The following is a 22,839-nucleotide window of genomic DNA, read 5'->3' on the forward strand; positions in this document are numbered from 1 at the left end:
GCGCAGTCGAGACCTAATTATTATGAAAAAATACACCGAAATAAAAGACATTTCTAACCTAAACGAAACTATAAAGGAAGCTATTTTATTAAAAATGAATCCTTATGAATTTCAAGATTTAGGTAAACATAAAACCTTGGTCATGCTATTTTTTAATGCCAGTTTACGTACCAGATTAAGTACCGAAAAAGCAGCAAAGAATTTAGGAATGGATGTGATGGTTTTAAATGTAAACGATGCTTGGCAATTAGAATTTGAAGACGGAACCGTTATGAATGCCAACACATCAGAACACATTAAAGAAGCAGCGCAAGTGATTTCGCAGTATGCAGACATTATTGCGGTTAGAGCATTTCCAACATTAACAGATAAAGCCAAAGACCAAAGCGAATACATTTTAAAAAGTTTTGAAAAATATGCTACAGTACCAATCGTTAACATGGAAAGTGCGACAGCGCATCCATTACAAGCTTTGGCAGATGCGATTACGATTACTGAATTGGCAGAAAAACCAAAACCTAAAGTTGTATTGTCTTGGGCACCACATCCTAAAGCGTTACCACAAGCTGTGGCGAATTCGTTTGTAGAAATGATGCAAAATTTAGAGATTGATTTCACCATTACACACCCAAAAGGTTATGAGTTAGATAAAAATATTACTAAAGAAACACCAATCAATTACAACAAAAAAGAAGCGTTGCAAGATGCCGATTTTGTGTATGTGAAAAACTGGAGCAATTTTAATGACTATGGAAAAGTATTAAATCAAGATGAAAATTGGATGATGACAAAAGATAAGTTGGGCAACGCCAAATTTATGCATTGCTTACCAGTAAGACGTAATGTTGTTGTTGAAGATGCAGTTTTAGATAGTGAAAATTCAGTGGTAATTAAGCAAGCCAATAACAGAACATTTGCAGCTCAAATTGTGTTGAAGCAGATTTTAGAAGGTTTAAGATGAAAACACTAAAAGTCATAAAAATAGGCGGAAACATCATCGATAACGAAGATGCATTACAAACGTTTTTAAAAGAGTTTTCCAAGATTGAAGGACTAAAATTATTAGTTCATGGTGGCGGAAAATTAGCAACAAAACTTGCGAATCAAATGCAAGTAGAAGTAAAAATGATTGATGGCAGACGTATTACCGATGCTGAAACTTTGGATATTATTACGATGGTTTACGCAGGTAAAATCAATAAAAATATAGTTGCACAATTACAAGCAAATAACTGTAATGCAATCGGGTTTTCTGGTGCAGATGGCAACACAATTGTATCAGACAAAAGACCTGTAAAAACAATAGATTACGGTTTTGTTGGAGATGTAAAACAAGTGAATACAAAAACTTTAGAATTACTTTTAGAAAATGACGCAACACCAGTGTTTTGCGCCATTACACATGATAAAAACGGACAATTATTAAACACCAATGCAGATACTATTGCATCAGAATTAGCTATTAGTTTATCTCAAATTTTCAAAACAGAATTGTATTACTGTTTCGAAAAAAACGGTGTTTTAAAAGATATTAATGACGACCATTCAGTGATAGAATCAATAACTTCAAAAAGCGTTCAGCAATTGATAGACAATCAAATTATATCGGAAGGTATGCTGCCAAAAATTAATAATTGTATGCATGCTGTCAATCATAATGTACAAAAAGTATGCATTGGAAAACCAGAGATGCTTTTCGATAAAAATTCAACCTACACAACCATTTCAAAATGATTTCAACGTTAACAGAACAAGCCATTTCGTTGTTAAAACAACTGATAGAAACACCTTCGTTTTCATCTGAAGAAGACCAAACTGCACAACTTATTGAGCAATGGTTTCAGCTTCATAACATACCATATCAACGCACAAAGAATAACGTTTGGGCAATCAATAAACATTTTGATGAGACCAAACCAACGTTGCTTTTAAACTCGCATCACGATACGGTAAAACCAAATAATGGTTATACTAAAGATCCGTTTAAAGCAATTGTTGAAGATGGGAAATTGTATGGTTTAGGAAGCAACGATGCTGGTGGTTGTTTGGTAAGTTTGCTTGCAACATTTGCTTATTTCTATGGGCAAAAAAATCTGAAATACAATTTAGTTATTGTTGCTTCAGCCGAAGAAGAAAGCAGTGGTGACAATGGTTTGAATAGCATGTTAAGTGTTATTCCGAACGTTGATGTCGCTATTGTAGGCGAACCAACCTTGATGCATTTGGCTGTAGCCGAAAAAGGTCTGGTTGTGTTTGATGCTGTAGTAAAAGGCACACCAAGTCATGCAGCACATCCTAACGATGACAATGCAATTTATAACACGATTTCAGTATTAGAATGGTTTAAAAATTATGAGTTTACAAAAACATCAGAAGCTTTGGGTGTTGTAAAAATGACTGTGACGCAAATCAATGCTGGTAAGCAACACAATGCTGTTCCTGCAAATGTTGATTTGGTGGTAGATGTTCGTGTGAATGATAAATATTCCAATCAAGAGATTGTAGATGTTTTACAACAAGAAGCGCCTTGTGATAGCATCATTCCTCGAAGTATAAAACTGAATTCGTCGTCTATTCCAATTGATCATCCTTTGGTAAAAGCTGGTATTGAAATTGGAAGAAACACTTACGGTTCGCCAACTTTATCAGACCAAGCAGTGTTGAGCTGTCCGTCGTTAAAACTAGGACCAGGAGATAGTACACGATCACACAGTGCAGACGAATTTATTTATATCAATGAAATTGAAGAAGGCATAAAGATTTATATTGAATTGTTGAATCGCGTTATTTTATAAAAGGTTTGTCATTCCGCACTTGATGCGGAATCCAAAAAAGAAAATTAAACTAAAAAGAAAGCAGAGATTCCTGCTTTCGCAGGAATAAATTATGAAACTCTGGGATAAAGGCATAAGCATAGACAAAAAAATAGAACAATTTACAGTTGGTAATGATCGTGAAATCGATTTGCATATCGCAAAGTACGATGTTCAAGCCTCATTAGCGCATGCTAAAATGTTGCAAACGATTGGTGTTTTAACTGCTGAAGAATTACAACAATTAGAAAAAGGACTTCAGGATTTAGCATCACAAATTGAAAACGGAACATTTACCATAGACAATCAGTTTGAAGATGTACATTCAAAAATTGAATTTGAACTCACCAAAACCTATGGTGACGTTGGTAAAAAAATCCATACAGCACGCTCTAGAAATGATCAAGTTTTGGTGGCATTGCAATTGTTTTATAAAGCTGAATTAATCAATATAAAATCTAAAACAAAAGACTTTTTTGAAACGCTTTTAGAGTTAGCTGAAACGCATAAAAAAGCACTATTACCAGGTTACACGCATTTACAAGTTGCCATGCCATCATCTTTTGGGTTATGGTTTTCAACCTATGCAGAAGTCTTAATTGACGATGTGTATTTGTTAGATGCTGCTTTAAAAACTGTTGATCAAAATCCGCTAGGTTCTGCAGCTGGTTACGGAAGTTCATTTGCAATTGACAGACAATTAACAACAGAACTTTTAGGGTTTTCAACTTTAAAATACAACGTCGTTGCAGCGCAAATGAGTAGAGGAAAAAGTGAACGTACCATTGCATTAGCATTAGGTAGTTTAGCCAATACATTGGCGCGTTTTGCTATGGATATTTGCCTATATATGAGTCAGAATTTTGGTTTCATAAGTTTTCCGGATGAGTTAACTACAGGAAGTAGTATTATGCCTCATAAAAAAAATCCTGATGTTTTCGAATTGATTAGAGGAAAGAGCAATAAAATTCAAGCCTTACATCATGAGATGGTTTTGATTACCAATAATCTGCCAAGTGGTTATCACAGAGATTATCAATTGTTGAAAGAAAATATGATTTCTGCCATTATGGATATGCAAGATATTTTAGAGATTTTCAACTATTCTATAAAACAAATAGAAGTAAAATCTATTGACTTAAACGATGAAAAATATCAGTATTTATTTACGGTGGACAACATCAATACACTAGTTGAAAACGGTATGAGTTTTAGAGAAGCCTATCAAAAAATTGGTGGTGATGTACAAAGCGGAACCTATAGTCCAGACACCTCAAAAGAGCATACACACATTGGAAGTATTGGTAATTTGTGCCTGAACAAGATAAAAGAGAAGTTTCCGAAATAAAAAAAGCACCTTTTTTAAGGTGCTTTTCTGATTTTAATCAAAAATAATTAATCACTCTAAATAATAGTAGATTGACCCAAATGAATATTCGCGAAATTTAGGTTACTATCTTTAGGGTTATTAATAAAGTCTTCAATAAAGTCTCCAACTTTACTTGTTGTTATAGTATTGTTTTTACTGTTTAAATCAGGTGTTGTGATTTCTAGTTGTAATGATTTTTCAACAGCTTCTCTAACCATTTCAGCTTCTTCATGTAACTCAAAATGATCAAGTAACATAGCAGCCGATAAAATAGAAGCTATAGGGTTTGCAATACCTTTTCCGGTAGCTTGCGGATACGATCCATGAATAGGTTCAAACATCGCGTGTTTATCACCAACCGATGCCGAAGCTAATAATCCAATGCTACCACCAATAACACTGGCTTCATCACTAATAATATCACCAAACATATTTTCGGTTAAAATAACATCAAACTGTTTTGGATTTAATATCAATTGCATCGCAGCGTTATCTACAAACAAAAAGTCTAATACTACATCAGGATAGTCTTCAGCAACTTGTTTTACAACATTGCGCCATAAACGAGACGTTTCCAATACATTGGCTTTATCAACAAGTGTTACCTTTTTTTGTCTTGTTTGTGCAGCTTTAAAAGCTAAATGCGTAATACGCTCAATTTCTTCACGAGAATATTCACACAAATCTGAAGCGATATTACCATCTTCACTTAATTGTTTTTCACCAAAATAAATACCACCAGTCAATTCACGATAAATACTAATGTCAGTACCTTTAATGTTTTCTTCCTTCAATGGCGACTGACTTAAAAGCATGTCGTAAGCCTTAACAGGTCTAATGTTTGCATACAAACCAAGCTCTTTACGTAGCTTAAGTAATCCCTGTTCCGGACGCACTTTTGCATTAGGATTATTATCATATTTTGGGTCGCCAATGGCACCAAACAATACAGCATCGCTGTGTTTGCACAAATCTAGCGTAGCATCAGGAAGCGGTTCTCCAGTTTCATCAATAGCAATAGCGCCAACTGAAGCCGATTTAAAATTAAACGTATGGTCAAACTCTTGAGCTATCGCTTTCAATGTCTTGATGGCTTCTTTTGTAACTTCTGGACCAATACCATCTCCTGATAAAACTGCAATATTTAATTTCATAGTCATTTCCTTCGAAAGCAAATCACGCTGCTCTCTTTATTTAGTTATTATTTTGTTGCTTTTTTGGGCGTTACCACAAGGGTCGCGCTTTCGGCAGTCGCTTCCAGATTGTAACCATCTGGAGAGCTTCAACAAATGCCTCAATCGCTAACGCGATAGTTCAAAAGCTTCTATTTGTTCTTTTTTACTTAATAGATAATCAATATCATCATAGCCATTAATCATACAAGTTTTCTTGTAAGGATCAATGTCAAAATCGGTTTGCAAATTTGAGCCATCAACCGTTAAGGTTTGCGCTTCTAAATTCACGGTTAATACTGTTTCAGGATTGGTTTTAATAACCTCAAACAAATCTTTTAAAAACCCTTCAGAAACTTGTAAAGGCAACAAGCCATTGTTTAAAGCATTGCCTTTAAAAATATCGGCAAAAAAACTAGAAACAATTACTTTAAAACCATAACCAGCAAGCGCCCAAGCAGCATGCTCACGACTAGAACCGCAACCAAAATTGTCTCCAGCAACCAATATGCTACCATGATATTTTGGGTTGTTTAAAGCAAAGGCTTCGTTGATGTTTCCTTGTTTATCAAAACGCCAATCTCTAAATGCATTATCGCCAAAACCTTGTTTGTCGGTTGCCTTTAAAAAACGCGCTGGAATAATTTGATCGGTGTCAATATTCTCAATTTCCAACGGAATGGCAGTACTATGTAAAGTTGTAAATTTTTCCATGTTTAAATCAATTCTTCTTCTAGGCTTAACGCTTTAGTGACATCAACAATTTTTCCTTCTACAGCAGTTGCAGCGGCAACTAGTGGACTTGCTAAAATAGTCCTTGCGCCTTGTCCTTGTCTACCTTCAAAATTTCTATTTGATGTTGAAACACAGTATTCGCCTTCAGGAATTTTATCATCGTTCATGGCTAAACATGCACTGCAACCAGGTTGTCTTAATTCAAAACCAGCAGCTTCAAATACTGTTTTTAAGCCTTCTTCTTCTATTTGAGATTCTACTTGCTTACTTCCAGGAACTAACCAAGCAGTTACATTTGGGGCTTTTTGCTTACCTTTTATATAGTTGGCAGCAACTCTAAAATCTTCAATTCGGGAGTTGGTGCAACTTCCTATAAACACGTAGTTAATAGGTTTGTTTAGCATAAGTTCTCCTTTTTTAAAGTCCATATATTCCAAAGACTTTTCAAAAGAAGCATCGCTTAAATCTGGGATTTTGGCATTTATTTTTATACCCATTCCAGGGTTGGTACCATAAGTAACCATAGGTTCGATGTCTTCAGCATCAAACGTATATTCTTTATCAAAAGTAGCATCGGCATCAGTAGGAAGTGTTTTCCAGTAAGCAACAGCTTTCTCAAAGGCTTCACCTTGAGGCGCAAACTCTTTCCCTTTTACATAGGCAAAAGTAGTTTCGTCTGGCGCAATCATGCCACCACGAGCTCCCATTTCAATACTCATATTACATACAGTCATTCTGCCTTCCATACTCATGTTTTCAAAAACATCACCAGCATATTCACAGAAATAACCAGTACCTGCATTTGTACCAATTTTTGAAATGATGTATAAAATAACATCCTTTGGTAATACACCAGGTTTTAGGGTTCCGTTTACAGAAACACGTAAGCTTTTAGGTTTTGTTAAAAGCAAACATTGACTAGCAAAAACTTGTGCAACTTGACTTGTGCCAATACCAAAAGCAATGGTTCCAAAAGCACCATGCGTTGAGGTGTGACTATCGCCACAAACCATAGTCATTCCAGGTTGCGTAATACCAAGTTCTGGAGCCATAACGTGAACAATACCGTTGTATTTATGACCAAGACCGTAAAGTGTAATGTTGTTTTTATCGCAGTTTTCAGCCAATTGTTTTAATTGGTTTCTGGATAATTCGTCTCTTACTGGTAAATGTTGGTTTTGTGTTGGTGTATTGTGATCTGCAGTTGCTACAATTTGATTTGGTCTAAAAATAGGAATGTTACGTTCTTCAAGCTCATTAAATGCTTGCGGACTCGTAACTTCATGAATTAAATGTTTGTCTATATATAAAATTTGAGGGCCGTTTTCAATAGAATCGACCACATGTGCATCCCAAACTTTATCGAATAATGTTTTTCCCATAGTTGTTTTCCGCGAAAGCGGTACTCTTTTTTAATTAAGCCGAAATGATTTGTTGATACACGTTGCTTGTTTCAATAATTTGATGAATATCGCTATCATTGACTTCCTTTTTCTTATCTGCAAAAACCAAGAAGTTTTGATAAATATCATCAAGCTGTAATTTGGTTAGTTCGTAACCAATATTTTTTGCGCGATACGCTAAAGCAGCTCGACCACTTCTAGCTGTAAGTACAATAGCAGACTCGGTAACACCAACATCTTTTGGGTCTATAATTTCGTAAGTTTCACGGTTTTTTATAACGCCATCTTGATGAATTCCAGAGCTGTGAGCAAAAGCGTTACTGCCAACAATCGCTTTGTTAGGTTGAGAGTAAACACCCATTTGTTCTTGTACTAATTGGCTAATGCCATAAAGTTCTTGTGTTACAATACTTGTGTCTAAATTTAAATAAGGGTGTTGTTTTAAAATCATGACGACTTCTTCAAGAGCTGTATTACCAGCACGTTCGCCAACACCATTAATAGTGCATTCTATTTGGCGAGCACCATTAATAACACCTTCTATAGAATTTGCTGTGGCTAATCCTAAATCATTATGGCAATGACAAGATAAAATAGCTTTGTCTATGCCTTTTACATGTTCTTTTAAATATTTTATTTTGGCACCATACTCACTAGGTAAGCAGTAGCCTGTAGTATCAGGAATGTTTAAAACCGTTGCTCCAGCACTAATGGCAACTTCACAAACTTTAGCAAGGAATTCGTTATCAGTTCGTCCAGCATCTTCGGCATAAAACTCTACATCTTCTACAAACGATTTAGCGTATTTTACAGCATTATATGCACGTTCTAAAACTTTTTCGCGCGTAGAGTTGAATTTGAATTTTATATGTGAGTCTGATGTGCCTATTCCTGTATGTATTCTTGGTCTAACAGCTGTTTTTAAAGCTTCGGCAGCGACCTTAATATCATTTTCAACAGCACGTGTTAGTCCACAAACGGTAGCGTTTTTTACAATTCTTCCTATGGCAGCAACAGCTTCAAAATCTCCAGGGCTAGACACAGGAAAACCTGCTTCAATAATATCAACACCCAACATGTCTAGTCGTTCAGCAATGACCAGTTTTTGACTTGTGTTTAATTTACAACCTGGTACTTGCTCACCATCGCGAAGTGTTGTATCGAAAATTTGTACTTTATCTTTAGACATTAAAAAATAAATTTTTGTATTGTCTTACGAATTTATACTTTGGATTTATGATAGCGTATAAACTCGCAACTTTGTTTACGATGTTCAAACGTATTATTTTAATTTAAAACACTGTATTTCAATTAGTTAATATTTATTTTGTTTGATGACTAAAGACCAAAAAGATAATTTGTTTTCGTTGGTAAAATCCATGACCAAATCTGAAAAACGCCAATTTAAATTGTATGTTGGCAGATTGGGTGTGAATGATGATTCAAAATTTTTGAATTTGTTTAATGTTATGGATAAGTTGTCATTGTATGATGAGGTTGCTATTTTAAAAAATGCCAATATTAAAAAGCAGCAATTAGCTAATGTAAAAGCACATTTGTACAAGCAAATTTTAATTAGTTTGCGTTTGAGTCCGTCTCACCAAAACACACGTTCTCAAATAAGAGAACAGCTGGATTTTGCGTCTATTTTGTATCATAAAGGTTTGTATAAGCAGGCATTGAAAATTTTAGATAAAGCTAAAGATGTTGCGATACAGCATGAAGAAAAAAATCTAGCTTATGAAATTGTAGAGCTAGAAAAGGTTATTGAGTCACAGTATATTACACGTAGTATCAGTGGTCGTGCAGATGAACTTACAATACAAGCCAAAGAGTTAAGTCAAGCCAATGTGATTGCCAGTAAACTCTCAAATTTATCTTTGCAGTTATACGGACTTTTCCTAAAATTTGGTTACGCTAAAAATCAAGATGATGCTAAAGAAATACAAGACTATTTTAACGCCAGATTACCTAAATATGACATTTCACAGTTAGGTTTTAGAGAAAAACTATGGTTGTATAAAGCCTATTTGTGGTATAGTTTTTTAATGCAAGATTTTTTAAACTGCTATAAATTTGCTTTAAAATGGGTGTCTCTTTTTGAGCAAAATCCTGAAATGATTCACCTAAATCCTGTGTTTTTTATAAAAGGAAATAACTATTTGTTGGAGTCACTTTTTTACATAAAAAACAAAGATAAATTTAAAGAATACCTCGATAAATTTGAAGATATTATAAATACGCCATCTTTCAATAAAGATGAGAATGTAGAAGCCTTATCATTCTTGTATTACAATGTAAATAGTGTGAATTACTATTTTGTAGATGGTAGTTTTCACGAAGGCTTGCAGTTAATTCCTAAAATTGAAAAAGCACTACCAAAATATCAAGATAGAATAGATGAACACCATACCATGATTTTCTATTACAAGTTTGCGAGTATGCATTTTGGGGCAGGAAATAATCGAGAATGTATTCATTATTTAAATAAGATAATTTCTAATAAATCGCTTTCTATGCGTGAGGATTTACAGTGTTTTTCTCGTGTTTTAAACGTTGTGGCGCATTATGAAGAAGGTTTAGATTATCATTTGGAGCGTTTATTAAGAGATACTTATAAGTATCTACTGAAAATCAACGATTTAAACGAGGTTCAAAAAGAAATGATTAGGTTTATTCGAGGACTTCAAGATATTTTTCCGCATGATATTAAAAAAGCATTTGTTAAGTTTCATAAACAGCTTAAGCAATACGAAAATCATCCTTATGAGCGTCGTGCATTTTTGTATCTTGATATTATTTCTTGGTTAGAAAGTAAGATTGAAAACAAGCCTGTAGCACAGATTATTAAAGAGAAATATTTAGAACAATACGCCTGATTTTTTAAAGAGATTTTATAAAAAAAATCAAAATTATTTGGATATTAAAATTTTCTAACTGAATATTTGCACTCACAAAGTTCAAATTACTTATTGAAATGTTATCAAGAAAGGTGGAGGGAATAGACCCTATGAAACCTTGGCAACCCTTAAATTCCTATGGAAATAGGAATCTTTATTTAAGAAGGTGCTAAATTCTACTTTTTGTTATTTCGAGTATAATCGAAAATTTCAATTAGATAGATAACACAAAACTAATTACAGTCCTGTAATTACGTAATTTCTTTTTAACATATTCTATTTAAGTCCTCACAAAAGAGGTGTTTTGACTTTTTGATTTTTTAAAATTTATAAATCAAACATGAGCAAACTTAAATATGTTTTATTAGACAATGTCTTGCTAGAAAGCAATGTGAGCATTACAATTAAATTGTCTTATCAAACCTTTGGAAAACCTTTAGGAGAAGCACCCATTGTAATGGTAAATCACGCACTTACCGGAAATAGTAATGTTGCTGGTAAAGATGGTTGGTGGACAGATTTAATAGGTGATAACAAAGTTATCGATACTCAAAAATATACCATTTTAGCATTCAATATTCCAGGAAATGGTTACGACGGATTTGTGGTTGAAAACTACAAAGATTTTGTAGCAAGAGATATCGCAAACATATTTCTTTTAGGTTTAAAAGCACTACAAATTGATAAGCTTTTTGCGTTAATTGGAGGTTCACTTGGTGGTGGAATTGCTTGGGAAATGGCGTTTTTGTCACCAAATCTAGCCGAATATTTAATTCCTGTGGCAACCGACTGGAAATCTACCGATTGGTTGATTGCCAACTGCCAAATCCAAGAGCAATTTTTGGTAAACTCTAATAATCCGGTTCACGATGCACGCATGCACGCGATGTTGTGTTACCGAACGCCACAATCGTTTAAAGAGCGTTTTCAACGTAGTAAAAATGATGATTTAGAAATCTTTAATGTGGAAAGTTGGTTGTTGCATCACGGAAAAAAATTGCAAGAGCGTTTTCAACTATCGGCTTACAAACTCATGAATCAATTACTAAAAACCATTGATGTTACACGTGGTAGAGGCGATAATGTAAATGTATTGGATATTATAAAATCTAACATTGCCATTGTTGGTGTAGATTCCGATTTGTTTTTTACCGCTGAAGAAAACCGCGAAACACAACGCCAATTGGCATTAACGCATCCTAATGTGACCTATAGTGAAATTCATTCCAGTCACGGACACGATGCATTTTTAATAGAATTTGAACAATTAGAACAGATTATAGAAGGCATTTTTAGACCTGAAACCAAAAATAAAAGAATGAAAGTATTAAAATTTGGAGGGAAATCGCTTGCTAATGGCGACGGATTAAACCGCGTGTTGTCAATTATAGAGCATAAAGTAAAAGAAGGCGAGCGTATTGCGGTTGTGGTTTCGGCTAGAGGGAAAGCAACTGATACTTTAGAAGCTATTTTGGAGAAAGCTGCCAAAAAACAAGACTATCAAACTGCTTTTGAAACGTTTAAAAGTTATCAAACAGAACCGTTGTCAAGTATTGATTTTACTGAAGAATTTTCAGAATTGAACAATATTTTTGAAGGCGTTAAGCTGCTTGGTGATTATAGCGATAAAATTAAAGCGCAAGTACTATCCTATGGCGAATTATTATCTGTGAAATTGATTTCAGAATTATTAAAATCAAAAGGTATTAATGCCAACCCAACAGATGCTAGAGTTTTGATAAAAACAGATGCTGATTATATAAATGCACAACCTCAAGATAAGCAATCTAAAGACAATGTTTTGGCGCATTTTAAAAGCTATAATGGTACAACTGTAAACGTTGTAACAGGATTTATCGGCTCTAATCAAAATGGAGAAACGACCTTGTTGGGAAGAAATGGAAGCAATTATTCAGCGTCATTATTGGCAAACTATTTAGATGCCGAAGAATTGCAAAACTACACACATGTAAATGGTATTTATACAGCAAATCCAGATTTGGTAGAAGATGCCCAAAAAATCAGGGAGTTATCCTTTAACGAAGCTAACGAATTGGCGAACTTCGGTACAAGCGTTTTACACGCTAAAACTATTATTCCGCTAGTTGAAAAGAATATCAATCTTCGTATTTTAAATACGTTCAATCCTGAAGATGAAGGGACGTTAATCACATCAAAATCAAGCAACAAAGAGGTTACGTCTTTGTCAGTTCTAGAAGATGTTGCACTTATAAATTTAGAAGGTCGTGGTTTGTTAGGTAAAGTTGGTGTTGATGCGAGGATTTTTAAAGCGTTGAGCAATTACGGAATTAGTGTGAGTATTGTATCTCAAGGATCTTCTGAAAGAGGTATTGGTTTGGTGATAAATTCCGCGCAAGCTACACAAGCGGTTATTGCTCTAGAACGTGAGTTTGAAACCGATTTTTACTCAAAAGATGTCAATAAAATTGAAGTGGTAGATGACGTTGCGGTGATTTCTATAATCGGTATCGAGTTAAGTTCGTTTCATAAGCCATTCAATGCGTTAATTAAAAATCAAATTACACCGTTGTTGTTTAACAATACGGTTACAGGACGTAATGTGAGTTTGGTGGTTAAAAAGACACAATTACATAAAGCTGTAAATGTAATTCATGGGGAAATTTTCGGAATTTCAAAAAAGATAAACATCGCTATTTTTGGTCACGGATTGGTTGGTGACGCTCTGATTAATCAAATTTTAAAATCAAAAACAGAGATTGAAAAGCGTAAAGGCATTAACTTAAATGTGTTCGCCATTGCCAATTCTAAAAAACTATTGTTGGCTAAACATGGCGTTTCAGAAAACTGGAAAACCGAGATTACTTCAGCTGAAGAAAATTATAGTATTCAAGATGTTATTGAGTTTGCCAAAGCCCATCATTTTGAAAATCTTATTGCTGTTGATAATACAGCAAGCAAAGCATTTCATGAGAATTATAAACCGTTGGTAGAAGCAGGTTTCGATTTGGTATCGTCTAATAAAATTGCCAATACCATTTCGCATGATTTTTATGCAGATTTACGTCAACATTTAAAAGAAAACAACAAGCAATACTTGTACGAAACTACGGTTGGCGCAGGTTTACCGCTAATTGATACTATCAAATTATTACATGAATCTGGTGAGAATATTACACGTATTCGTGGTGTGTTTTCAGGAACGTTAAGTTACTTGTTCAATAACTTTTCGGTTCAGGATAAACCATTTAGCACCATTGTTCAAGAAACGATTGATAAAGGCTTTACCGAACCAGATCCACGTGAAGATTTTTCAGGAAATGATGTGGCAAGGAAACTACTTATTCTAGCTCGCGAATTGGATTTGATAAACGAGTTTGATGATGTTGCTGTTCAAAATTTAATACCTGAAGCATATCGTGATATTTCGGTTGCAGAATTTTTACAGCAATTAGATGTTCTTGATTCAGAATTTCAGAATGTAAAAGATAAACAACAACCAAATCATGTACTGCGATATGTTGGTGATTTATCTGGAGATTTACAACAAGACAAAGGAAATCTAGAAGTGAAATTGGTGTCAATTCCTGAAGATAGTGCTTTAGGGCAAGTAAAAGGAGCTGATGCTATTTTTGAAATTTTCACCGAATCGTATGGCGAACATCCTATTGTAATTCAAGGAGCTGGAGCAGGCGCAGAAGTTACTGCAAGAGGTGTTTTTGGAGATATTTTACGCCTTTCAAAACATATTAATTAAAAGAAAAAAACTAAAGATAATGAGCAAAGAAAACCATTTTGAAACCCAAGCGATACGCACACAAATGGAGCGTTCGCAGTATTTAGAGCATTCAACACCATTGCACTTAACCAGTAGTTTTGTGTTTGAAGATGCCGAAGATATGCGTGCTTCATTTGCCGAAGAAAAAGAGCGTAATATTTACAGCCGATTTACAAACCCAAACACGTCAGAGTTTGTAGATAAAATTTGCAAGTTAGAAGGTGCTGAAGCTGGTTATGCATACGCAACAGGAATGTCGGCTGTGTTTTCAACATTTGCTGCTTTGTTAAATGCTGGCGATCATGTGGTGTCTTGCCGAAGCGTTTTTGGATCAACACATAGTTTGTTTACCAAATTTTTACCAAAATGGAATATTGAAACGAGCTATTTCAAAGTAAATGAAATTGATAAAATTGAAAGCCTTATTCAACCAAATACTAAAATTCTCTATGCCGAAACGCCAACCAATCCAGCGGTTGATATTTTAGATTTAGAGTTGCTGGGAAGCATCGCTAAAAAACACAATTTACTATTGGTTATAGATAACTGTTTTGCAACACCATATTTACAAAACCCTATTAGATTTGGAGCAGATTTGGTTATTCATTCAGCAACTAAATTAATAGATGGTCAAGGTCGTGTTTTAGGTGGTGTTACTGTTGGTAAAGCCGATTTGATTAGAGAAATTTATTTGTTTTCAAGAAATACAGGTCCAGCATTATCACCATTTAATGCATGGGTATTATCAAAAAGCTTGGAGACACTTTCTGTTCGTGTTGATAGACATTGTGAAAATGCGTTAAAAGTAGCAGAGTTTTTAGAGTCGCATGAAAATGTGCAATTGGTAAAATATCCGTTTTTAAAATCGCATCCACAATATGACATAGCTAAAAAGCAAATGAAAAAAGGCGGTAATATTGTAGCTTTTGAAATAAAAGGAGGTGTTGAAGCCGGAAGACAGTTTTTAAACAAATTGCAACTATTGTCATTATCAGCAAATTTAGGAGATACCAGAAGTATTGCAACGCATCCAGCATCAACAACACATAGTAAATTGAATGAAGTTGATAGACTTGAAGTTGGAATTTCAGATGGTTTGGTACGTGTGTCAGTAGGGTTGGAGCATTATGAGGATATTATTGCCGATTTAAACCAAGCGTTAGGTTGATAACAGATTTTGGTTATCTTTGAATTTATGCTTTCAAAGAAAACCAAATATGGCCTAAAAGCGCTAACGTATTTAGCACGACAGGAAGGAAACAAACCTGTTCAAATCAGTGCTATTTCCGAAAGTGAAAATATCTCTAGAAAATTTCTGGAGAGTATTTTATTAACGCTTCGTAAGAATGGGTTTTTAGGATCTAAAAAAGGTAAAAATGGAGGTTATTATCTTCTTAAAGATCCCAAGGATATTAAAATGGCACCAATCATGAGAATCCTTGAAGGTCCTATTGCTATGGTGCCATGCGTGAGTTTGAATTTTTATGAAAAATGCGATGATTGTCCAGACGAAACAGCCTGTGCTGTTCATAGCTTAATGATTGAAGTTAGGGATAGCACACTGCAAATTTTCAACAATAAATCATTGGCAGATTTACTGTAAATCAACACTTTTTTAATTAACGCAAAGGATAACTTTAACGATTTTATTCAAATTTTAACCTAAATAATACCTGCTAGGTAAATATTTTTATATAGTTTTGTTTTTAATTCCTACTATTCCGATAGGAGTATAGTAAAAATAAAAAAATAGATGATAGGACAAACGATAGATATAGCATATTGGAACCGAGTATTAAAAGATAAAACACCTGATGAAATCATTGATTGGGCATTGAGATTAACAAACAATAACATAGTAACAACAAGTTTTGGCGTATACTCTGAAGTTTTGTTAAGTACCATAACCAAGCATAGTAAAGACATAAAGGTTATTTGGTGCGATACGTTATACAATCAACCAAGTACTTATGAACATGCTAAAAATATTACAGAGAAGTATCATTTAAATCTTCGCAAGTATCAATCGTTATTGAGTAAAGAAGAGGTTGAAAAAACTATAGGTTTTCCATCATTAGAAGATGATAATTTCGATCAGTTTTCAGAAGTTGTAAAATTAGAACCCTTCAAAAGAGCTTTAAAAGAACACAATCCTGAAGTATGGTTTACGAATATTCGTGTAAGACAAACCGAGTTAAGAAATAAGAAAGATATTTTAAGCTTAAGTAAAAACGGCATTTTAAAAGTGAGCCCATTTTACTATTGGACAGATGCCGATTTAGACGCTTACGTAACAAAGCATAATTTAACCAAAAACGTCGATTATTTCGACCCAATAAAAGCACTTCAAAGTAGAGAGTGCGGAATTCATTTACAATAAAAAAAGCGACGCACCATGCAGAGTTTTAGAACAGAAATAGAAAATCCAGTTGTAGAGAAAGACATTATAGAATTAGCCAGAAAAATTGAGCTATTCCATAATGGAAACATTGATGAAGAAAAGTTTAGAAGCTTACGTCTTGCTCGTGGTGTTTATGGGCAAAGACAGCAAGGTGTTCAAATGATTCGTATAAAATTGCCTTACGGAAAGGTGTTAAGTAAACAATTACGCCGAATTGCAGATGTTTCAGACGAATATTCTCGCGGAAGGTTGCACATTACAACTAGACAAGATATACAAATTCATTACGTAGATCTTGATAGAACGCCAGAGCTTTGGGCAGAATTAGAACGTGACGATGTAACCCTTCGTGAAGCTTGTGGTAATACGGTAAGAAATGTAACAGCAAGCGAAACTGCCGGAATTGACGTAAACGAACCTTTTGATGTGTCTCCTTATGCAGATGCTTTGTTTAAGTTCTTTTTGCGTAATCCAATTTGTCAAGAAATGGGACGTAAGTTTAAAGTGTCTTTTTCAGCTTCAGAAGAAGATACAGGATTGTCTTACATGCACGATTTAGGATTTATCGCAAAAGTTGAAAACAATGTACGTGGCTTTAAAGTAATGCTTGGTGGCGGATTAGGTTCGCAACCACGACATGCCGATGTGTTTTATGAATTTTTGCCTAGTGATAAAATTATTCCAGTAATGGAAGGTGTTTTGCGCATCTTTGATCGTTATGGCGAACGTAAAAGTCGTGCAAAAGCACGTATGAAATTCTTAATAAAAGATATTGGTTTAGAAGAATTTAAGCGCCTTGTAGCAGAAGAGCAAAAAGCAATAGAATTTGAATCTGTTCCAATTGATGCAGAAAATTATCCAGTTTCAAAACCAGTAAATGTTACTGCTCCCGAAGTTGATATAAAAGATGAAAAAGCTTTTCAAACTTGGAAAAACACCAATGTTATCAAACAAAAGCAAGATGATTATGTCGCGATAGGAATAAAGGTGTTGTTAGGTGATTTTTATACAGACAAAGCACGATTGTTAGCTAATTTAGTCGAAGATTATGCAGCAGGAGAAATACGGTTAAGCTTACGCCAAAACATATTAATTCCGTTTGTTAAGGAAGATTTATTGCCACATTTCTATCAAGAATTATCCAAATTAGGATTTGCAGAAGCTGGTTATAACAAAGCAGTAGATATTACAGCTTGTCCAGGAACAGATACTTGTAATTTAGGAATAGCAAGTAGTACAGGAATTGCTGAAGAATTAGAGCGCGTCATTAAAACTGAATATCCGCAATACTTAAATAACAAAGATCTTGTAATTAAAATTAGCGGTTGTATGAATGCTTGTGGGCAACACAATATGGCAAATATTGGATTTCAAGGTATGTCAATTCGTACGCCAGATAAATTAGTTGCACCAGCATTGCAAGTACTTTTAGGTGGAGCAAACAAAGGTAACGGTCAAGGTGTTTTTGCTGACAAAGTAGTAAAAGTACCAAGTCGTCGTGCACCAATAGCGCTACGTCGTTTGTTAGACGATTTTCAAATTAACGCAAATAACCTGTCGTTTGAAGATTACTATCAAGACAAAGGACAAATGTATTTTTATGATATGCTTACAGACTTATCGGACGTAAGCAATTTAACTCAAGACGATTTTATCGATTGGGGAAATACCGAAGTTTATGAAAAAGCAATTGGTATTGGCGAATGTGCTGGTGTAGTTATCGATTTAATTTCAACTTTATTTTTAGAAAGTGAAGAAAAACTTGAGCTGGCAAAAGAAGCGTTAGAGAACAACGTGTATTCTCATGCTATTTATCACACGTATAATGCGTTTGTAAATTCAGCTAAAGCAATATTGCTAACAGAAAATAAATCTACCAATTCTCAAGCAGGAATTATTAAGCAGTTTGATGAAGATTTTGTAGCAACAAAGCGTATTCCGCTAGACGTATCATTTTCAGAGTTAGTATTTCAAATTAAAGAAAATGCACCAAGTAAAGCATTTGCAGAGCAATATTTTAAAAGTGCCGAAGCCTTTTTAAAAACAGTAAAAACCTATCGTGAAAACGATCAAAAAGTAGCATGATGATGAAGACAATAATTCCAAAATTAACAATAGTTGGTGCAGGACCTGGCGATCCAGAATTAATAACGCTTAAGGCTATTAAAGCAATTCAATCGGCAGATGTAATTCTCTACGATGCTCTAATAAACAAAGATTTGCTAGACTATGCGTCAAAAAAAGCAGAACTGATTTTTGTTGGTAAACGCAAAGGTTGTTATGCTTATCAACAAGAACAAATTAATGAGTTAATCGTTCAGCGAGCAAAAACAAAAGGACATGTTGTAAGACTAAAAGGAGGCGATCCTTTTGTGTTTGGTCGTGGAGCAGAAGAGATAGATTATGTAAAACCTTTTGGTTTAGAAACTTTTGTGGTACCTGGTATTTCTTCAGCATTGGCAGTGCCAGCATTTCAAGGTATTCCGTTAACAAAACGTGGTGCTTCAGAAAGTTTTTGGGTCATTACTGGTACAACCAAATCACATAATATGTCTAATGATATTGTACTTGCAGCAAAATCTACCGCAACAGTGGTAATCCTTATGGGAATGGGAAAACTACAGCAAATTATGGACGTGTTTTCATCCGAAGGTAAATCAAATACTGCAGTAGGAATTATTCAAAACGGAACAACAAAAGATGAAAAATTTGGTATTGGAACTGTAAATACAATTTGCGATGTAGTTAAAAAACAGCAACTGTCTAATCCAGCAATTATTGTTGTTGGTGATGTTGTAAAACAGCGTGTTGCGCTTAATTCAATCGCTAAACAAGTAGAAACTTTAAAAGTAGCATAACTATGAATGAAAGAAATAATTTATATCCAATTTTTATAAAAATGCATAGCATTAATACGCTAATTGTTGGTGGTGGTTATGTGGCTTTAGAAAAACTAACGTTTTTATTAAAATCTAGTCCAAATGCTAAAGTAACAATGGTAGCTAATTTTTTTAGACCAGATGTTATAACATTAGCAAAGCAGTTTGATGTTAAGTTAATCAAGATGTCTTATCACGATTCGTTTTTATTGGATCAAGATTTAATTATTGCAGCGACAGACAAACCAGAAGTAAATAAGCAAATCTATAACGATGCAAAAGCTAATCATATTTTGGTAAATGTAGCAGATACACCAGAGTTGTGCGATTTTTATTTAGGAGGTATTGTTACTAAAGGTCATGTAAAAGTAGCTATTTCTACCAACGGAAAATCACCAACAACAGCAAAACGTTTAAGACAGTTTTTTGAAGATGTCATTCCAGAAAATATAGACGATTTGGTGCAAAATTTAAACCGATTTAGAAAAACAATTAAAGGCGACTTTGAGCATAAAGTTCAAACCCTAAACAATGTGACTAAAACATTAATTTCAAACAAACAGATTTAAACATGATTAAAACCGATATATTAATAATAGGCGCAGGACCAACCGGATTATTTACCGTTTTTGAAGCAGGATTATTAAAATTAAAATGCCATTTAATAGATGCATTAGCACAACCAGGTGGACAATGTTCAGAGATTTACCCAAAGAAGCCAATCTATGACATTCCTGGTTTTCCTGAAATTTTAGCAGGCGATTTAACCAAAAATTTATTGGAACAAGGCAAACAGTTTGAACCTGGTTTTACGTTAGGAGAACGTGCAGAAACCATAGAAAAGTTAGAAGACGGTTCGTTTATTGTAACAACAAATAAAGGCACAAAACATCATGCACCAGTAGTAGCAATTGCTGGTGGATTAGGAAGTTTTGAACCTAGAAAGCCTAAAATTGAAAACCTAGAATTTTACGAAGATAAAGGTGTTGAATACATGATTAAAGACCCAGAAGTGTATCGCAACAAGAAAGTGGTGATTTCTGGTGGTGGTGATTCGGCTTTAGACTGGAGTATTTTTCTTGCTGATATTGCGTCTGAAGTGACTTTGGTTCACAGAAGAAACGAGTTTCGTGGCGCTTTAGATTCTGTAGAAAAAGTAAAAGAGTTAAAACTTTTAGGAAAGATTAATTTAATTACACCAGCTGAAGTTACGGCCATTCATGGTAATCAAAATGTTGAAGGTGTAACTATCGAAAAAGAAGGTGAAAACATACTTTTAGAAGCAGATCATTTTATTCCGCTGTTTGGTCTATCACCAAAACTTGGGCCTATTTCAGATTGGGGATTAGAGATTGAAAAAAACGCCATAAAAGTTGATACGTTAGATTATCAAACCAATATTCCTGGAGTTTTTGCTATAGGAGATGTTAATACCTACGAAGGTAAATTAAAGCTGATTTTATGTGGTTTCCACGAAGCAACATTAATGTGTCAATCAGCTTATAAAATTATCAATCCTGGTAAAAAATATGTTTTAAAGTACACAACCGTTAGTGGTGTTGATGGTTTTGATGGAACCAGAAAAGAAGCGCCAAAAGCAGTTGTGCAAGCAATAGATTAATGATTAGTTGCTGTATATTTAGTTGTAATTCCTCGTGGTGAAATTTTTTTACTACGAGGTTTTATTTTAATAAAATCTTAAAGCTTGTGATAAACTAAAAATGGAATAGTAATTTTAGCATTCATAAGAAAAACATGCAGATAAATTTACGAATTAAAGAGACCGTTTCAGATGTAACAAAGCAATTGTTCTATGCATTGTTTGATGATGAAGTAAGACAAAAAGAACAACTGAAACAGCTAAAGCCTATATTTAAAACAGTTGTTGAAGACATTACAGATAAAGACTCTGAAGTCATTTGGAGTACTTTTGAAAGTATGCTTCCAACGATAAAAAAGAAAATTGAGTTAGATGCCAAAGCTGCCGAAAAAAATGATCCAGCTTGTAAGAGTTTGCAAGAAATTTATCTAGCATATCCAGGCTTTCATGCCATAGCAATTTATAGGATGAGTCACGAATTATTTAAAATGGATTTACCTATTATTTCTAGAATGATGAGCGAGTGTGTTCATGGAAAAACAGGTATCGATATTCATCCAGGAGCAACCATTGGCGATTCATTTTTTATAGATCACGGAACAGGAATTGTAATTGGAGAAACTAGTATTATCAAAAACAATGTCAAGATATTTCAAGGTGTTACTTTAGGTGGATTATCGGTTAAAAAAAGTTTGTCGCAAACCAAACGTCATCCAACCATAGAAGATAATGTAACAATATACGCCAACGCAACTATTTTAGGAGGCGATATTGTAATAGGAAAAAATAGCGTAATTGGTGCCAATGTATGGATTACGCAATCTGTTCCGCCAAACTCATTAGTGACCTATAAGTCAGAAATTAATATAAGCACAAGACCATCATGATACAAAGTCAATCAATAACTAATTTAATAGGAAATACGCCGTTAATTGAAGTGCAAAACATCCTAAAAAAAGATGGTGTAAGACTATTTTTAAAACTTGAAGGAAAAAATCCAGGCGGAAGCGTTAAAGATCGTGCTGCATTTAATATGATAAGCGAAGCTTTAAAACGTGGAGATATTAAACCTGGCGATACTTTGGTTGAAGCAACTAGTGGTAATACAGGTATTGCATTAGCTTTTATTGCGAAATTATTAGGCGTAAATATGATTTTAGTAATGCCTGAAAATTCTACCGAAGAGCGAATAAAAACCATGCGTGCTTATGGTGCCGAATTAATTTTAACGTCTTCCGAAGTTGGTATTGAAGGCGCTCGTGACGAAGCCGAAAGACTTCATAAAGAAAAAGGCTATTTTATGCTAAACCAGTTTGCAAATGACGATAACTGGAAAGCGCATTACAAAACTACAGGTCCAGAAATTTGGCGCGATACCAATAAACAAATCACACATTTTGTTTCTGCAATGGGTACAACAGGAACTATTATGGGCGTATCTACTTACTTAAAAGAACAAAATCCAGACATAACTATAGTTGGTGCGCAACCTAAAGATGGTGCAAAAATTCCGGGAATTAGAAAATGGCCAGAAGCTTACAGACCTAAAATATTCAATCCTAAAAAAGTAGATCAAGTTGTAGAAATAAGTGAAGAAGACGCAAAAAAAACAGCTAATTTACTAGCAACACAAGAAGGTGTTTTTGCAGGTATGAGTAGTGGTGGTTCTGTAGCATCAGCTTTAAAAATAGCGCAAACTATAGATAAAGGTGTTATTGTGGCAATCATTTGCGATATAGGTGATAGATATTTGTCTTCAGATTTATTTGAATAAATATTGCTATTCAATTTTTTATTACGTTACTTTGTC

General features: G+C 34.3%; 19 protein-coding genes and 1 riboswitch. Of the genes, 15 read left to right on the top strand and 4 right to left on the bottom strand.

Annotated elements, in window-relative coordinates; genetic code table 11:
- Positions 1-22: 22 nt before the first annotated feature.
- From A8975_RS12430 to argH, 4 genes are all read left to right on the top strand, one after another.
- On the top strand, positions 23-961 hold the full coding sequence (locus tag A8975_RS12430) for an N-acetylornithine carbamoyltransferase (RefSeq protein WP_134200859.1): 939 nt from the start codon (positions 23-25) through the stop codon (positions 959-961).
- On the top strand, positions 958-1,734 hold the full coding sequence (gene argB / locus A8975_RS12435; RefSeq protein ID WP_134200861.1) for an acetylglutamate kinase: 777 nt from the start codon (positions 958-960) through the stop codon (positions 1,732-1,734). Before A8975_RS12430 ends, argB begins: the two co-directional genes overlap by 4 nt.
- Complete coding sequence (locus tag A8975_RS12440) at positions 1,731-2,795, top strand: M20 family metallo-hydrolase (RefSeq protein WP_134200863.1); 1,065 nt, start codon at positions 1,731-1,733, stop codon at positions 2,793-2,795. The genes argB and A8975_RS12440 overlap by 4 nt, the downstream gene beginning before the upstream one ends.
- Before the next feature lie 91 nt (positions 2,796-2,886).
- Positions 2,887-4,161, top strand: coding sequence for an argininosuccinate lyase (gene argH / locus A8975_RS12445; protein ID WP_134200865.1), 1,275 nt, complete (start codon positions 2,887-2,889; stop codon positions 4,159-4,161).
- A 56-nt stretch (positions 4,162-4,217) separates the two neighbouring features.
- On the opposite strand, the gene leuB is transcribed toward argH, so the two are convergent.
- The 4 genes from leuB to A8975_RS12465 form a co-directional block, all read right to left on the bottom strand.
- Positions 4,218-5,336, bottom strand: a complete 1,119-nt coding sequence (gene leuB / locus A8975_RS12450; protein ID WP_134200867.1) for a 3-isopropylmalate dehydrogenase — start codon at positions 5,334-5,336, stop codon at positions 4,218-4,220.
- A 147-nt stretch (positions 5,337-5,483) separates the two neighbouring features.
- On the bottom strand, positions 5,484-6,068 hold the full coding sequence (gene leuD, locus A8975_RS12455; protein WP_134200869.1) for a 3-isopropylmalate dehydratase small subunit: 585 nt from the start codon (positions 6,066-6,068) through the stop codon (positions 5,484-5,486).
- Positions 6,069-6,070: 2 nt separating this feature from the next.
- Positions 6,071-7,471: a 3-isopropylmalate dehydratase large subunit gene (leuC, locus tag A8975_RS12460; RefSeq protein ID WP_134200871.1), complete on the bottom strand. Its 1,401-nt coding sequence runs from the start codon at positions 7,469-7,471 to the stop codon at positions 6,071-6,073.
- 34 nt (positions 7,472-7,505) lie between these two features.
- Entirely contained in the window at positions 7,506-8,681 is a 1,176-nt protein-coding gene (locus tag A8975_RS12465) for a 2-isopropylmalate synthase (protein WP_134200873.1), read from the bottom strand.
- 145 nt (positions 8,682-8,826) lie between these two features.
- Here A8975_RS12465 and A8975_RS12470 point away from each other — a divergent pair, with 145 nt between their 5' ends.
- The 11 genes from A8975_RS12470 to cysM all read left to right on the top strand — a co-directional run bounded on the left by A8975_RS12470 (position 8,827) and on the right by cysM (position 22,803).
- Positions 8,827-10,371 carry a hypothetical protein gene (locus tag A8975_RS12470; RefSeq protein WP_134200875.1) on the top strand — a complete coding sequence of 515 codons (1,545 nt, stop codon included), beginning with the start codon at positions 8,827-8,829 and terminating at the stop codon, positions 10,369-10,371.
- 98 nt (positions 10,372-10,469) lie between these two features.
- Positions 10,470-10,621, top strand: a riboswitch (SAM riboswitch).
- Between the two features lie 111 nt (positions 10,622-10,732).
- Entirely contained in the window at positions 10,733-14,128 is a 3,396-nt protein-coding gene (gene thrA / locus A8975_RS12475) for a bifunctional aspartate kinase/homoserine dehydrogenase I (RefSeq protein ID WP_134200877.1), read from the top strand.
- Positions 14,129-14,147: 19 nt separating this feature from the next.
- Complete coding sequence (locus A8975_RS12480) at positions 14,148-15,317, top strand: trans-sulfuration enzyme family protein (protein ID WP_134200879.1); 1,170 nt, start codon at positions 14,148-14,150, stop codon at positions 15,315-15,317.
- 27 nt (positions 15,318-15,344) lie between these two features.
- Positions 15,345-15,752, top strand: coding sequence for an RrF2 family transcriptional regulator (locus A8975_RS12485; RefSeq protein ID WP_131509000.1), 408 nt, complete (start codon positions 15,345-15,347; stop codon positions 15,750-15,752).
- 150 nt (positions 15,753-15,902) lie between these two features.
- Positions 15,903-16,529, top strand: a complete 627-nt coding sequence (locus tag A8975_RS12490) for a phosphoadenosine phosphosulfate reductase family protein (protein ID WP_134200881.1) — start codon at positions 15,903-15,905, stop codon at positions 16,527-16,529.
- 15 nt (positions 16,530-16,544) lie between these two features.
- A complete protein-coding gene (locus A8975_RS12495) occupies positions 16,545-18,635 on the top strand; it encodes a HEPN domain-containing protein (protein WP_134200883.1) in 2,091 nt (696 codons plus the stop codon).
- A gap of 2 nt (positions 18,636-18,637) precedes the next feature.
- Positions 18,638-19,408: a uroporphyrinogen-III C-methyltransferase gene (cobA, locus tag A8975_RS12500; RefSeq protein WP_134200885.1), complete on the top strand. Its 771-nt coding sequence runs from the start codon at positions 18,638-18,640 to the stop codon at positions 19,406-19,408.
- 2 nt (positions 19,409-19,410) lie between these two features.
- A complete protein-coding gene (locus A8975_RS12505) occupies positions 19,411-19,998 on the top strand; it encodes a bifunctional precorrin-2 dehydrogenase/sirohydrochlorin ferrochelatase (protein ID WP_134200887.1) in 588 nt (195 codons plus the stop codon).
- 2 nt (positions 19,999-20,000) lie between these two features.
- Entirely contained in the window at positions 20,001-21,050 is a 1,050-nt protein-coding gene (locus tag A8975_RS12510; protein WP_134200890.1) for an NAD(P)/FAD-dependent oxidoreductase, read from the top strand.
- 134 nt (positions 21,051-21,184) lie between these two features.
- A complete protein-coding gene (gene epsC, locus A8975_RS12515) occupies positions 21,185-21,916 on the top strand; it encodes a serine O-acetyltransferase EpsC (RefSeq protein WP_134200892.1) in 732 nt (243 codons plus the stop codon).
- Entirely contained in the window at positions 21,913-22,803 is an 891-nt protein-coding gene (gene cysM, locus A8975_RS12520; protein ID WP_134200894.1) for a cysteine synthase CysM, read from the top strand. Before epsC ends, cysM begins: the two co-directional genes overlap by 4 nt.
- The last annotated feature ends 36 nt before the right edge of the window (positions 22,804-22,839 follow it).

The organism is Meridianimaribacter flavus (assembly GCF_004366715.1).
GTDB classification, from domain to species: Bacteria; Bacteroidota; Bacteroidia; order Flavobacteriales; family Flavobacteriaceae; genus Gaetbulibacter_B; species Gaetbulibacter_B jejuensis.